Source organism: Kribbella caucasensis (assembly GCF_004361855.1).
Lineage (GTDB): Bacteria > Actinomycetota > Actinomycetes > Propionibacteriales > Kribbellaceae > Kribbella > Kribbella caucasensis.
On sequence record NZ_SNWQ01000009.1, the window covers coordinates 283,898 to 295,964 of the forward strand.

15 protein-coding genes are annotated in these 12,067 nt (G+C 68.7%); 10 read left to right on the plus strand and 5 right to left on the minus strand.

The window, feature by feature from the left end; genetic code table 11:
* Positions 1-165 precede the first annotated feature (165 nt).
* Positions 166-1,608, minus strand: coding sequence for an MFS transporter (locus tag EV643_RS20570; RefSeq protein ID WP_133801714.1), 1,443 nt, complete (start codon positions 1,606-1,608; stop codon positions 166-168).
* Between the two features lie 151 nt (positions 1,609-1,759).
* Here EV643_RS20570 and EV643_RS20575 point away from each other — a divergent pair, with 151 nt between their 5' ends.
* On the plus strand, positions 1,760-2,647 hold the full coding sequence (locus EV643_RS20575; RefSeq protein WP_133801715.1) for a helix-turn-helix domain-containing protein: 888 nt from the start codon (positions 1,760-1,762) through the stop codon (positions 2,645-2,647).
* Here the strand turns inward: EV643_RS20575 and EV643_RS20580 are convergent.
* Positions 2,634-3,452 carry a hypothetical protein gene (locus EV643_RS20580; RefSeq protein ID WP_133801716.1) on the minus strand — a complete coding sequence of 273 codons (819 nt, stop codon included), beginning with the start codon at positions 3,450-3,452 and terminating at the stop codon, positions 2,634-2,636. The two genes, EV643_RS20575 and EV643_RS20580, sit on opposite strands and share 14 nt — an antisense overlap.
* 243 nt (positions 3,453-3,695) lie before the next feature.
* On the opposite strand from EV643_RS20580, the gene EV643_RS20585 reads away from it, so the two are divergent.
* Both EV643_RS20585 and EV643_RS20590 read left to right on the plus strand, forming a co-directional pair.
* Positions 3,696-3,983: a hypothetical protein gene (locus EV643_RS20585; RefSeq protein WP_202869653.1), complete on the plus strand. Its 288-nt coding sequence runs from the start codon at positions 3,696-3,698 to the stop codon at positions 3,981-3,983.
* Complete coding sequence (locus tag EV643_RS20590; RefSeq protein ID WP_202869654.1) at positions 3,973-4,566, plus strand: carboxymuconolactone decarboxylase family protein; 594 nt, start codon at positions 3,973-3,975, stop codon at positions 4,564-4,566. The genes EV643_RS20585 and EV643_RS20590 overlap by 11 nt, the downstream gene beginning before the upstream one ends.
* Before the next feature lie 39 nt (positions 4,567-4,605).
* Here EV643_RS20590 and EV643_RS20595 read toward each other — a convergent pair whose 3' ends face one another.
* Complete coding sequence (locus tag EV643_RS20595) at positions 4,606-5,058, minus strand: Lrp/AsnC family transcriptional regulator (protein ID WP_133801718.1); 453 nt, start codon at positions 5,056-5,058, stop codon at positions 4,606-4,608.
* Positions 5,059-5,170: 112 nt separating this feature from the next.
* Between EV643_RS20595 and EV643_RS20600 the strand changes: the two genes are divergently transcribed.
* A complete protein-coding gene (locus EV643_RS20600; RefSeq protein WP_166665517.1) occupies positions 5,171-5,602 on the plus strand; it encodes a DUF2000 domain-containing protein in 432 nt (143 codons plus the stop codon).
* Positions 5,603-5,611: 9 nt separating this feature from the next.
* On the opposite strand, the gene EV643_RS20605 is transcribed toward EV643_RS20600, so the two are convergent.
* Positions 5,612-6,097, minus strand: coding sequence for an ABC transporter permease family protein (locus EV643_RS20605; protein ID WP_133801720.1), 486 nt, complete (start codon positions 6,095-6,097; stop codon positions 5,612-5,614).
* 194 nt (positions 6,098-6,291) lie between these two features.
* Between EV643_RS20605 and EV643_RS20610 the strand changes: the two genes are divergently transcribed.
* Together EV643_RS20610 and EV643_RS20615 are read left to right on the plus strand one after the other, a co-directional pair.
* Positions 6,292-7,488 carry an NAD(P)/FAD-dependent oxidoreductase gene (locus EV643_RS20610; RefSeq protein WP_133801721.1) on the plus strand — a complete coding sequence of 399 codons (1,197 nt, stop codon included), beginning with the start codon at positions 6,292-6,294 and terminating at the stop codon, positions 7,486-7,488.
* Between the two features lie 93 nt (positions 7,489-7,581).
* Complete coding sequence (locus EV643_RS20615) at positions 7,582-8,151, plus strand: OsmC family protein (protein ID WP_133801722.1); 570 nt, start codon at positions 7,582-7,584, stop codon at positions 8,149-8,151.
* Between the two features lie 72 nt (positions 8,152-8,223).
* Here the strand turns inward: EV643_RS20615 and EV643_RS20620 are convergent, their stop codons facing one another.
* The gene (locus EV643_RS20620; protein ID WP_166665518.1) at positions 8,224-9,813 is read right to left on the minus strand and encodes an alpha/beta hydrolase; all 1,590 of its coding nucleotides are present in this window, start codon (positions 9,811-9,813) and stop codon (positions 8,224-8,226) included.
* A gap of 115 nt (positions 9,814-9,928) precedes the next feature.
* Between EV643_RS20620 and EV643_RS20625 the strand changes: the two genes are divergently transcribed.
* The 4 genes from EV643_RS20625 to EV643_RS20640 all read left to right on the plus strand — a co-directional run bounded on the left by EV643_RS20625 (position 9,929) and on the right by EV643_RS20640 (position 12,018).
* On the plus strand, positions 9,929-10,390 hold the full coding sequence (locus EV643_RS20625) for an SRPBCC domain-containing protein (RefSeq protein ID WP_133801724.1): 462 nt from the start codon (positions 9,929-9,931) through the stop codon (positions 10,388-10,390).
* Positions 10,387-10,725 (plus strand): ArsR/SmtB family transcription factor, encoded by a 339-nt coding sequence (locus EV643_RS20630; protein ID WP_133801725.1) that lies wholly within the window; start codon positions 10,387-10,389, stop codon positions 10,723-10,725. Before EV643_RS20625 ends, EV643_RS20630 begins: the two co-directional genes overlap by 4 nt.
* A 28-nt stretch (positions 10,726-10,753) precedes the next feature.
* The gene (locus tag EV643_RS20635; RefSeq protein WP_133801726.1) at positions 10,754-11,197 is read left to right on the plus strand and encodes an SRPBCC family protein; all 444 of its coding nucleotides are present in this window, start codon (positions 10,754-10,756) and stop codon (positions 11,195-11,197) included.
* A 77-nt stretch (positions 11,198-11,274) separates the two neighbouring features.
* Positions 11,275-12,018 (plus strand): alpha/beta fold hydrolase, encoded by a 744-nt coding sequence (locus EV643_RS20640; protein WP_133801727.1) that lies wholly within the window; start codon positions 11,275-11,277, stop codon positions 12,016-12,018.
* Positions 12,019-12,067: the final 49 nt, after the last annotated feature.

The window sequence follows — 12,067 nt, forward strand, 5'->3', positions numbered from 1 at the left end:
GCGACTTGCCCTCTCACGTCCGCTCATCGGCATGACAGTACGTTCGGTCACACCCGCGCCCTGGCTACCGCGCCAGAGCGGCCGGCCCTGGTCCGGCGCGGGAGCTTGAACAACTTCTCGTGGGCTCGGACTAAGCACGACCTGTTCACCGTCTCCGGTTCTTGTTCAAGCTCCCGGCGTTGTGGCTGCGCTGCGCTTCGGGAGGGCGAAGGCGAGGGCGGCGGCGGTTGCGAGGCAGAGGGCGGCGTTGACGGTGATCGCGGTGGAGAGGGCATGCAGGAGCTCGGCCGAGTGGGGGGCGGTGGTGCCGGGCAGGGTGGCGGCAACGATCGCGGACACGATGGGGGTGCCCATGGTTATGCCGATCTGCTGGCTCATGATGGCCAGGCCGGTGGCCAGGCCTTGTTCGTGGTCGGGGAGTCCTGACGTCGCGGTGACCATGTAGCCGATGATGGCGCAAAGGTTGGCGATCCCACCGATGAACGTCGCGACGAGTACGACGGCGATCCAACCGCGCTCCGAACCGAGGAAGATCAGCGGGACGGTGCTCAGCCCCTGGACGGTGAAGCCGGTGACGATCGTTCGGCGGCTGCCGAGTTTCGCGATGGCGCGCGGACCGAGGATGGCGCCGAGCACAGTACCGAGACCGAGCATCGCCAGCGCAAGCCCGGCGCCGAGCGGCGTGTAGCCGAGAACTTCCTGCAGATAAAGCGTAAGCAGGAAGACCAGCGAGGTCTCGGTGACGAACGCGAGGATGCCGGCGACGTTGCCCCAGGCAACCGTACGGCGACCGAGGACCGCGACCGAGATGAGCGGCTGCGCGACCAAACGTTCGACGAAGTAGAAGAGCACCAGCAACCCCATGCCCGCGACGAGTGCGGTCAGCGACAGCGGGTCGTCCCACGAACGTTCGCCCGCGCGGGACAGACCGAAGACGATCGCGAGCAGCCCGAGCGTCACGGTGATCGCGCCGGGAACGTCCAGCCGGGGACGAGTGGCCGGCCGGTGTTCACGGAGTACGAGTGGTGCGACCGCGACGACGGCGAGCGCGATCGGGACGTTGATGAAGAACGCCCAGTTCCAGGACAGGACGTCGGTGAGGATGCCGCCGAGGATCGCGCCGGTGGTGAATCCGCCGGCCATCAGGGCACCGTTCAGACCGAGCGCCCGCTCGCGCAACGGCCCCTCCGGGAAGGTGGTCGTGAGCAACGCCAGCGCCGCCGGGGTGACGGCCGCCGTGGCCAGGCCCTGCGCGATACGGGCGGTGATCAGCATCGCCGGATTGACAGCCAGCCCGCCGACGAATGACGCGATGCCGAGCAGTGCCATGCCGACGAGGAACAGCCGCCGCTTGCCGAACAGGTCCGCCACCCGGCCGAAGAAAAGCGTGAAACCGGCCGCGCACAGGGCGAACGAGGTCGCGATCCACTGCAGGTTGCCGAGGCTGAGCCCGACGTCGGCGCCGATCGACGGCAACGCCACGTTGAGGATGGAGAAGTCCACCGCGAGCGTGAAGCTCGCGGTCAGCAGGACGACGAGGGCGACCTTCGCGCGCCGATCGAGGCTGGTGGCGGGAGCAGTCCCGCCGGAGGTCAAAGAGGCAGCCATCAGGGCCGATACCTTTCTGGTCGGATGCGATGCACGCACCACCCTCGGCGTCGCAACGGATCGCCTCCAGACACGGCCCAACCCACCACCGCGCTGCCTATCACTGGTGGGGACAGGCACGACGTTGCGGGCTGACCGCACAATGGATCTCATGGACAGTCCCGAGGCATTCACCGCGCTCGGGGAGTTCCTCCGCAGCCGGCGTGCTCGGCTTACCCCCGCCGACGTCGGGCTCGTCTCGTACGGCGCTCGCCGGGTGCCCGGGTTGCGTCGCGAGGAGCTCGCCCAACTCGCCGGCGTGAGTGTCACGTACTACACCCGACTCGAACAGGGTCACAGCGCCAACGCATCCGCATCCGTCATCGACGCGATCTCCCGCGCCCTCCGGTTGACCGACGACGAGCACGCTCATCTGCACGACCTGGCCAAGCCGGTGCCCGCGAAGCGGCGTCGTACGGCGAGACCGGACCACGCCAGAGCCGGATTGGTACAGCTCATCGGTGCGATGGACACGGTCCCGGCCGTGGTCCTGGGACGGCGTAACGAGGTGCTCGCGTGGAACCGCCTCGGCCACCTGCTGCTCGCCGGGCACTGTGACTTCGACGCTCCGGCCCGGCCCGCCGATCGGCCGAACCTGATCCGGATGCTGTTCCTCGATCCGCATACCCGCGAGCTCTATCCGCGCCGCCAGGAGGAGTGCCGGCGTGCGATCGCCGCGCTGCGCCTGATCGCCGGGCGGCATCCTGATGACACCGCGCTCGCGGAGCTGATCGGGGAGTTGTCTATGAAGAGCACCGAGTTCGCGGAGCTGTGGTGCGAGCATCCCGTGCACAACTGCATGACGGGCACCAAGCAGTTCCAGCACCCTGAGCTGGGCGCGCTGACGCTGCAGTTCGAGGCGCTGCACCTCCCGGACGGCAGCGGTCAGCGGCTGATGACCTACACGGCCGCCCCCGGCAGCCCGTCCGAGGCCGCGCTCACCCTCTTGGCGAGCCTCGGCGGCGTACTCAACGCTGAAGAGCAGCTCAGCGGCGGCTGAACCAGCGTTTCTTCCGGGAGCGCTCGGTGAAGGCGCGGACGTCCAGCTGGAGCGAGCCGACCAGGAACATCTCCCCGGCGATCACGTTCCCCGGCCCGGGTGCGCCGAAATGCGCCGCGCCCGGCAAACACACGTCGGCCTCGAACCCGACCGTCCGGACTCGCGCGACGATGAACTCCTGCTGCGTGAGTTGCGTAGTACGACGCTCGGCGCGTAGTACGGTCCCGGCCAGCCAGGCGTTCGCGGTGGTTTCGCCGGCCGGGCCGAACATCCCGTACGCCATGAACGACTCGCCGGCCAGCCGCGGCGGCCACGGGTGACCGTCCGGGTGGTTCTCCGGCCGCGGTTCGTCCTTGCGCGCCGGATCGCCGAGGATGCTCTCGTCGGATGCGCCGAACGCCGCCTCGTCCTCGTGGACCGACGCGGCGACGCCGAGTGCCACAACGTTCGCGGGTCCGCTGTACGTCCCGTCGCCGAGCAGCGGGATCTCCTCCAGCTCGATCGACAGCCGCGTCACCGTGTCGCCGTCCTGGTGGACATCCGCGACGGCGACGTCGTCGTTCGCTTTCCGTACCCCGGTCAGTTGGCCGCCGGGATCCGCGGACAGCGAAGGCGTCAGCCGCCGGATCCCGTCCGCGCCCATCGTGAAGAGCAGCCGTGCCCCGGACGGGTCCTGCCAGCGCAGCAACCGTTCCTCGCCGGCCGTGGCGATCGGCACCGCCTGCCGCAACGCCCGATCCACCAGGACGGCGAACTCGTCCTCGGTCTCCACGCCGAGTCCGAGACAAGCCAGGTTCGAAGCCATATCGCCGACCCTCTCAGCCCGGAGGGTCCACAGACCGCCGATTGCCCGATCGGGCCGCCCCGCCAGCGCCGTACCGGGTCTGCGCCGGTACGCCGTACCGGGTCGTTGGGCCTTCTTCGGCCGTTTGTCCTGTTCGGCGGCGCGCCAATCGTCATATACCTGAGGGCAGACCGCCCAGCTGCCGAGGAGGCGGAGGACGCCGTGCCGGATGAGGACAGAAAGCGAGCAGCGCACCGAGCCCTGGTGGATCGCGTCCTGAACGGGGAGGGCAGGGCATCCAAGGAGCAGCGAGCGCGTGCCTTCAGCAACGACGGCCTCGCCCCGCCGCTGGACGCGCTGATCGGTAAGGTCGCCAACAGGCCGGCCCAGGTCACCGAGGAGGACCTGGCTGCTGCAAAGGCGTCGGGCTGCACCGAGGACCAGCTTTTCGAGCTCGTGATCTGTGCCGCGGTCGGCCAGTCCACTCGGCTGTATGAAGCGGGACTTGGCGCCCTGGCCGAAGCGACCGGGAGGCCGGATCATGCGTCTTGACATCCTCAACCACGGTTACCGCCCCGGGACCAAGCTGCTGTTCGCGGTCATCCGGCTGTTCTCCCGGCACCCGGTACCGGACGCCGCCAGACTGGTCTTCTACCGACCCGATTTCTACGGCACCCGGGCCAAGGAGTTCACCCACGAGGCGATGCGCGGGCCGTCCGCCTGGTCGGTAGGCGATCGGGAGCTGATGGCGGCCTACGTGTCCAAGGTGAACGAGACGGCGTTCTGCATCGGCGCGCACACCGCGACCGCGCGCCTGTCGTACCAGGACGGGCCAAGGGTCGAGGCGGTGCTGGCCGACCTGGAATCGGCCCCCGTCGAGGAGCCGCTCCGGGCAACGCTGCGGATGCTCGGCAAGCTGACCCGGGAGGGGAAGGTCGGCGCCGAGGACATGCGGGAAGTGCTGGCCGCCGGTGTTTCGCCCCAGCAGATTGAAGACGCCCTGGCGGTCTGCGCCGCGTTCAACACGACCGACCTGACGCCTTCGGGTTCGAGTTGCTCAGCCCCGAGGGCTACGAGGCAGGAGCCAAGTACCTGCTCAAGCGGGGTTACCGGTAGCCCGGGCCAGGACGACTAGGTCAGCACCGGTACGCCGTACTGGGGCCAGTGCCCCGTACTACGGCAGCGGCATGATCGTCGTACGGCGGTGGTGCTCGAAGACGACGGAGCTGCGGATGTCGCCGATCTCCTGGCGCTTCGCGAGGTCGAGGACGAGATCGCGCAGCGCCTGGGTGTCCTTGACCGCGACGTGTGCGAGGAAGTCCGAGGCGCCGGAGACCATGAACAGCTCGAGCGTCTGCGGCAGCTTGTTCACGTAGTCCTGGAACGCGGTCGCGACGGCCATCGCCTGCGGGCGGAGCTTGATCGAGATGATCGCCTGCGTGGACCGGTCGATCGCCTTCAGATCGACCTCGGCGTGGTACCCGCTGATCACGCCGCGATCGCGCAGGCCGCGGATCCGTTCGAGGCAGGTCGACGGCGCGATGCCGAGTTCGGCGGCCATGTCGCGGTTGGTCCGGCGTGCATCGTTCTGCAGCATCCGGAGCAGCGCCGTATCAAGTTCGTCCATGGCGGCCAGTTTGCCAGCGGCCGCCGAATTTCGTTCGGTTGATCAGCGGGGGTCCCGTGCAGGCGGCTACGGTTCAGGCGATCGAGTCGGGTGTCTGGGAGGAAAACTGTCGATGCTGGCGAACAAGATGGTCGTGGTGATCGCGGACGACGCACCCGTCGGCGTCGCGCTGAACACCGCGGCGTTGCTCGGGGTCGCGCTCGGCCATCACCACGAGGACGTCGTCGGCCCGTCCGTGGCGGATGCCTCCGGGGCGGTGCACGCGGGCATGAGCGCCCACCCCATCCCCGTACTACGCGCGCCGGCCGACCGTCTCCGCGAACTCCGCGACCAAGCGGCCTCCCGCGACGGCGTGACCGTTCACGACATGAACCAAGTCGCGCAGCGGTCCCGCACGTACGACCAATTCATGGCAACCATGAGCGGGACCAAGGCCGAAGACCTCGACTACCTCGGCCTCGCAATCTACGGTCCCCGAGCCACCGTCGACTCCCTGACCGGCGCCCTCGCCCTCTACCGCGGCGTCGTGGGTCAGTCAGGTTGAGAGATAGGCTCATCGGTCCGCAGCCGGCGGTAACCTGCGCGAGGTCAGAGCGCCAGATCGAGGAGCAACACCAGGGCGAGCCCGGTCGCGGACACGATCGAGAGGCTGCGGGTCAGGCGAGCCACTACGCCGGTGACGACAACAGCCGCGAGCAGAGGCAGGGGCGTCGCCGAGTGTGGAGTGGCTGAGCATTCTGACCACCTCGACCGCGACGATCGCCGCGAGCACCGCGGGGGCGAGGTGCTCCAGGCTGTCGCGAAGGGTGACGGCGGTGAGTTGCGCGCTGCCGCCGTACACCGCGACCGCACCGACCAGGCCGGGTACCGCGCCGAAGCCCAGCACCGACATCGTCACGCCGAGCACGACACCGAACGAGCCGATGCCGACAGCAACCGAAGCAGCGTCCCGGACCGCAAGCCGGTACGGCGGAGTCGTGGCCGGCCGAGTCGTGGCGGGTCGAGTCGTGCCGGGCGCCGGGTTCGTCGAGATGGTCATGACCACCACGGTGGCGCTACCCGGCGCCGAGCACGTGGTGCGGCCGTGGAGAGACGGTGGAGGGATCCTGGCCGGCGGGCAGTCATGACTCCTCCATCCGACCTCCAGACCGTCTCCAAGTTCCCGACGGCATCACGGGAACAGAGTCGATTCGCCGATGGATCGCCGTCGGGTCAAAGGGGGCTGGAGACGTCATGACCGAAACTCACCGAAGCGACCACGACGTGGTGGTCGTCGGTGCTCGCTGCGCCGGCGCGGCGACCGCGATGCTGCTGGCCCGGATGGGTCACGACGTCGTGGTGGTGGACAAAGCACACCTGCCCACCGACACGCTCTCGACGCACGGGATCGCCCGCGGTGGTGTCGTGCAGCTAGCCCGCTGGGGCCTGCTCGACGAGGTCCTGGCCGCGGGGGCACCGGCGGTCAAGAAGGTCACCTTCCAGGCCAACGGTGAATCGATGACGCGGCGGATCAAGGAGCGCGGCGGCGTCGACCATCTGCTCGCGCCCCGGCGCTACATACTCGACGGACTGCTTTCCACGGCGGCGGCACGTTCGGGTGCCGACTTGCGGACCGGCGTGACGGCGACCGGCGTACTGCGGTCGAAGGCCGGCCGGGTCTCCGGGCTCACGGCACGAACGGCGGATGGCGACGAGCTGGTGTTGTCGGCACGGTTCGTCGTCGGCGCCGACGGGCGGCATTCGCGGATGGCCGGGCACTTCGGCGCCGCGACCGAGGACGCCTTCACACCGCGATCCGCCAGCTTCTACACGTATGTGGAGGCTCCCGGCTGGGACGCGTTCGAGTTCCACGTCGGCCCGGACGCCTTCGCAGGAGTGTTCCCCACGAACGACGGTCAGGCTTGTGTCTGGCTGTGCCGGCCCACCGCCGCGATGTCAGTACTACGGACGGCGGGAACGGGTCGCGCCGAGGCACTCCTGACCATGCTCGAAGAGGTGGCTCCCGATCTCGGGCGGCGGGCCCGGGCCGGCCGAGTGACGGCGCCGGTGCGGGGCGCGATCGATCTGCCCAATTACCTCCGATCGCCGTACGGGCCTGGCTGGGCCCTGGTCGGTGATGCCGGATATCACCGCGATCCCATCACCGGCCACGGCATCACCGACGCCTTCCGCGATGCCGAGCTACTGGCGACCGCGTTGGACCAGTCACTGTGCGATCGCGAGGCCGAAGCGGACGGATTGGCGGCGTACGGGCGGACTCGCGACACGGCCGTGCGGGAGATCTTCGACCTCACCCGGGCGCTGACCGAGTACCCCGAGACCGGCCGGTTCGTCGCACTGCAGATCCAGTTGAGCGAGGCGCTGGAGCGGGAGGCCGACTTCCTCGCCGCGCTGCCGAAAAGTCCGGAGGTGATCGAATCCGCCGCCTGATCACCGCACGTCATCAGCACCGCACTTCATCAGCAAGACCTTTGCTCAGTGGAAAGAGCAAGACCTTTGCTCAGTGGAAAGGATGTACCCACCATGTCGATCAACGAGATCGCCACCCCACGCAACGGCGTCGACACGGCGACCCTGTTCGCCACCCTCGACGCGGTCAAGGCCCAGCCGGAGATCGCCCGGTTCCAGTTCCGGGCCTCCAACCGCTGGCTCAGCGGCACCCACAACCGGGGAACCGTGAACGGCTACTTCGGAGCCGGGCAGGAGTTCACCCGCGAAGCCGACTTCACCTTCGACGCCGACCACCCGCCGGTACTGGTCGGGCAGGACCGTGGTCCCACCCCGGCCGAACTCCTGCTGACCGCGCTGGCCGCCTGCCTCACCAGTGGACTGGCGAACATCGCGGCCGCCCGCGGGATCGAGCTCGAGGAGGTGACCTCGACGGTCGAGGGTGACATCAATCTGATGGGCATCCTCGGGCTCGACGACCAGGTCCGCAACGGCTACGAAGCGATCCGGGTGGTGTTCCACGTCAAGGGTGACGCCGAAGCCGAGAAGCTGGCCGCGCTGGTCGAGCAGTCGCGGCGCCGGTCGGCGGTCTTCGACGTGATCACCAACGGCGTACCGGTGACTATCGACGTCGCCACTGCGTGAACCGGTCAGGCTGCCTGAACCGGTCAGGCTCTCCGGGCCCGGCTGAGGTGACCTGGCCCGGCTCGTAACCGGTCAGGTGGCCGCGACCGCGCGGTACACCTGCCGGGAGCCGACCGCGCCGGCCGGGTCGTCACCGGCCGGCTCGAGGGTCACGCCCGACCCGGCGAGCAGGTCCCGAACGGCCGACGAGACCCACAACGACCCGGGCGGCGCGTTGTCGGCGAGATCCAGTGCCAGCTGTACGCCGTACGCCTCGACCGCCGTGTCCTGGCGCGGGATCTCGGCGATGGCGATACCGAGCCGGCCGGCACCGCTCAGCTGGGCGAGTCCGGCGCGCACTGCGGTCGCCGGTCCGTCGAACTGCACCACTGGTCGGCCGCCCGGGCCGGAACGCAACCGGCCCCCGGCCACCGTGAGACCCGCGGCCAGCCGGGCGGCACCCGGTCCCGCCGGCGCGGCGATAGCGGCGAGCGACAACGCCGGTTCCGTATGCCCTGCGAGCTCGCCCAGGAACGGTTCGATCGCATCGAGGATCTGATCGGGGTCGCCGGATACGAAGTGGTCGTCGCCGGGCATCAGGACCAGCCGCGCACCTGGGATGCGCTCGGCCAGGTACTTCGCCTCCTCGGTCCTGGTCAGGGCGTCGCCGTCGCGGTGGACCACGAGGGTCGGTACCCGTACGGCGGGCAACGTCTCCCGAACATCGACCAGGCTGTTCATGTCCATCAGGGCGCGCACGGTCGACGGGGTCGCGGCCGCTCTCATCCGTTGCGCCCACCAGCGCTGCATCGACGGGTCGGCGGACGGGCAGCGCATCCGCATGTCCGCCTCCCAGTCCCACTCGGTGACGAGGCGATCGGTGTAGGCAGCCCACCCCTCGATCGTCTGGGCCCCCGGATAGTCCTCGGTCCACGTCCGCTTCGCGTAGCAGCCGTACAGAACCAGGGCCGCGACGCGCTCGGGATGCGCGGCAGCGAACAGGATCGCCATCGGCCCGCCCTCGGAGTACCCGATCAGCACGGCCTGCCGGGAGCCGGCCGCATCCATGACGGCCAGGACGTCGTGCATCCGTGTCTCCAGATCCGGCAGCCCGATCGGCCGGTCGGACATGCCGGTACCACGTTTGTCGAACCGGATCAGCCGGCCGAACAACCCGAGCCGGTCGAGGAAATGCGCATGCCGCGGGTCGCCCCAGTCCAGTTCCAGGTGGGACACGAACCCGGAGACCAGGACGAGGTCGAGGTCGCCGCCGCCGGTCACCTGATAGGCGATGTGCAGACCGTCGCTGACGGTGTAGCGGATGGGGGAGCGCAGGGTCGTCACCGGCCCGGTTCCCGAGGCCGGCCTCGGCCCCGTCGGCTCGGCGATGAACCGGTAGCCCCGCCCGTGCACGGTTCTGATGATCCGTTGGGTGTGGCCGTCGTCGCCGATCGCCCGGCGGATCTGCTTGATCCTGGTACTGACCGCGGTTTCGCTGACGAAGCGGCCGCCCCAGACGGCGTCCATCAGCTCTTCCTTGCCGACCACCCGGTCGCGGTGGGCCACCAGATAGGCGAGGACGTCGAAGGCCTGCGGCTCCAGCGGAACCCTCGCACCAGCCAGCCGGAGCTCGAACACCTCGGTGTCGAACTCCAGTTCGCCGTCGAACAGGAGCACCCCCACAGCTCGACTATCGCATCTTGGCGACGACCACGCGATAAGCAACCGATGGTTGCGCGACTGACCGATCATCCGCTACCGTGATGTGCAACCAAACGTTGCGGAAAGCGGGAGTGTCATGGAGTACGGAAGCATCGAGCGCGAGATCCACGTCGAGGCCACCCCGGAGGTGGTTTTCGAGGTGATCAGCAGCCCCGAACACCTCAAGGAGTGGTGGCCGGACGAGACGGACCTCGAGCCGGTCCCCGGTTCGGTCGGCAACCTCGTCTTCGACGCCGCTACGGCGGACCCGAAAGTCGTGGCGATCACGGTGGTGGACGTCGAGCCGCCCAAGCTCTTCCGCTTCCGCTGGGTCCATCCGCAGGGAGAGTCCGCGACCCCGAACAACTCGCTGCTGGTGACCTTCGAGCTCGTCCCGTCGGGTACGGGCACGTTGGTCCGGATGACTGAGACCGGGTTCCGCGAGCAGGGCTGGGAGGTCGCGGTCCTCGAGGCGACGTACCAGGACCACAGCGTGGGTTGGGACCACCACCTCGGCCGCCTCATCGCGTACGTCGAGCGGCTGGGCTCATCCCGATGACGGTCGCCGTCAACGACGATCTCTGGTCGGCCATCGGGGACCCGACCCGGCGACGGATGCTCGACCTGCTGCTCGCCGACGGCGGCGGTACGGCGACAACCCTCAGCGAGCGGCTACCCGTGACGCGGCAAGCCGTCGCGAAACATCTTGCGGTGCTCGACCGCGTCGGCCTGGTCAACGGGACGCCGGCCGGACGGGAAAGGCGGTACCAGGTGGATGACGAACAACTCGCCCGCGCGGCGGCCCAATTGGCCACGGTCGGTGCGACCTGGGACGCCAGGCTGCGGCGCATCAAGCGCATCGCCGAGGCGATCCAGCGCAGCAAAGAGCAGTGAAACCCCAACCCAGAAAGAGGAATCGAAAATGGTCGACATCCTGCATCGAGTCGGAATCAAGGAGACCTCCCCGGGCGAGGTCTACAAGGCCCTCACCACCATCGAAGGTCTTTCCGGTTGGTGGGCCGAGAACACGACGGGCGAGACCGCAGTCGGCGGAGTCATCGAATTCCGCTTCGTGGCCGGCGGCTTCGACATGAAGGTGATCGAGCTGAAGCCCGGTGAGCGCGTGCTCTGGGAAGTCGTCGACGGCCCTGCCGAATGGATCGGCACCCTGGTCGACTGGCAGCTCAAGCACGACGGCGACTACACCATCATCCTGTTCAAGCACGAGGGCTGGAAGGAGCCGATCGAGTTCATGCACCACTGCAGCACCAAGTGGGCCGTCTTCCTGATGAGCCTCAAGTCCCTGGTCGAAACCGGCAAAGGCGACCCCGACCCGCGCGACACCAAGATCGACAACTGGAACTGAGCCTTCGCGGCGGTGCGGGACCGCGCCGCAGGGCCTGCCTTCCGTCCAAAGCAGCTGATCCTCCATAAGCTGGCGGTATGCGACTCAACTACGAGGTCACTGGTTCGGAGGACGCTCCCGTCGTGCTGCTCGGATCTTCGCTTGGCACGGCGCATGGGATGTGGGGGCCGCAGGTGGGGGTGTTGGCCGAGCGGTTCCGGGTGGTTGCCTTTGATCATCGCGGGCACGGCGGGTCCGACGTACCGGATGGGCCGTACACGATCGATGATCTCGGTGGCGACGTCGTCGAGTTGCTCGACGAGCTCGGCGCGCGGCAGGCGTCGTACGTCGGGATCTCGCTCGGCGGTACCGTCGGCCTCTGGCTCGCGCAGAACGTGCCCGACCGATTTCATCGGTTCGCCCTGATCTGCCCGCCGGCCAACCCGTCGGCAAACTCCCAGATGTGGACCGACCGGGCCGCCACGGTTCGCGCCGAAGGCACGCAGGCGATCCTCGAGGCCACCCTGGGGCGGTGGTTCCTGCCTGAGTTCACTGAGGTCGAGCCGGTTCGCCAGCAGCTCCTGGACACACCCGACGAGGGGTACGCCGCCTGCTGTGAGGCACTCGGCAGTACCGATCTGACGCCGGCGCTGGCCGACATCACCGCGCCGGTGCTCCTGATCACGGCCGACGGTGACGCCTCCGTCCCACCCGAGACCGTTGTCCCCCTCGCCACGACGATCCCCGGCGCCCATCTCGAGGTGATCGAGAACGCCGCCCACCTCGTCACCTACTCCCACCCGGACATCATCAACCCGCTCCTCCTGGCCCACCTCAGCTGAACGGCCCTGATCGCGGAGGGGTTGGGAGTTGGGCGGGGCCGGGGATTCG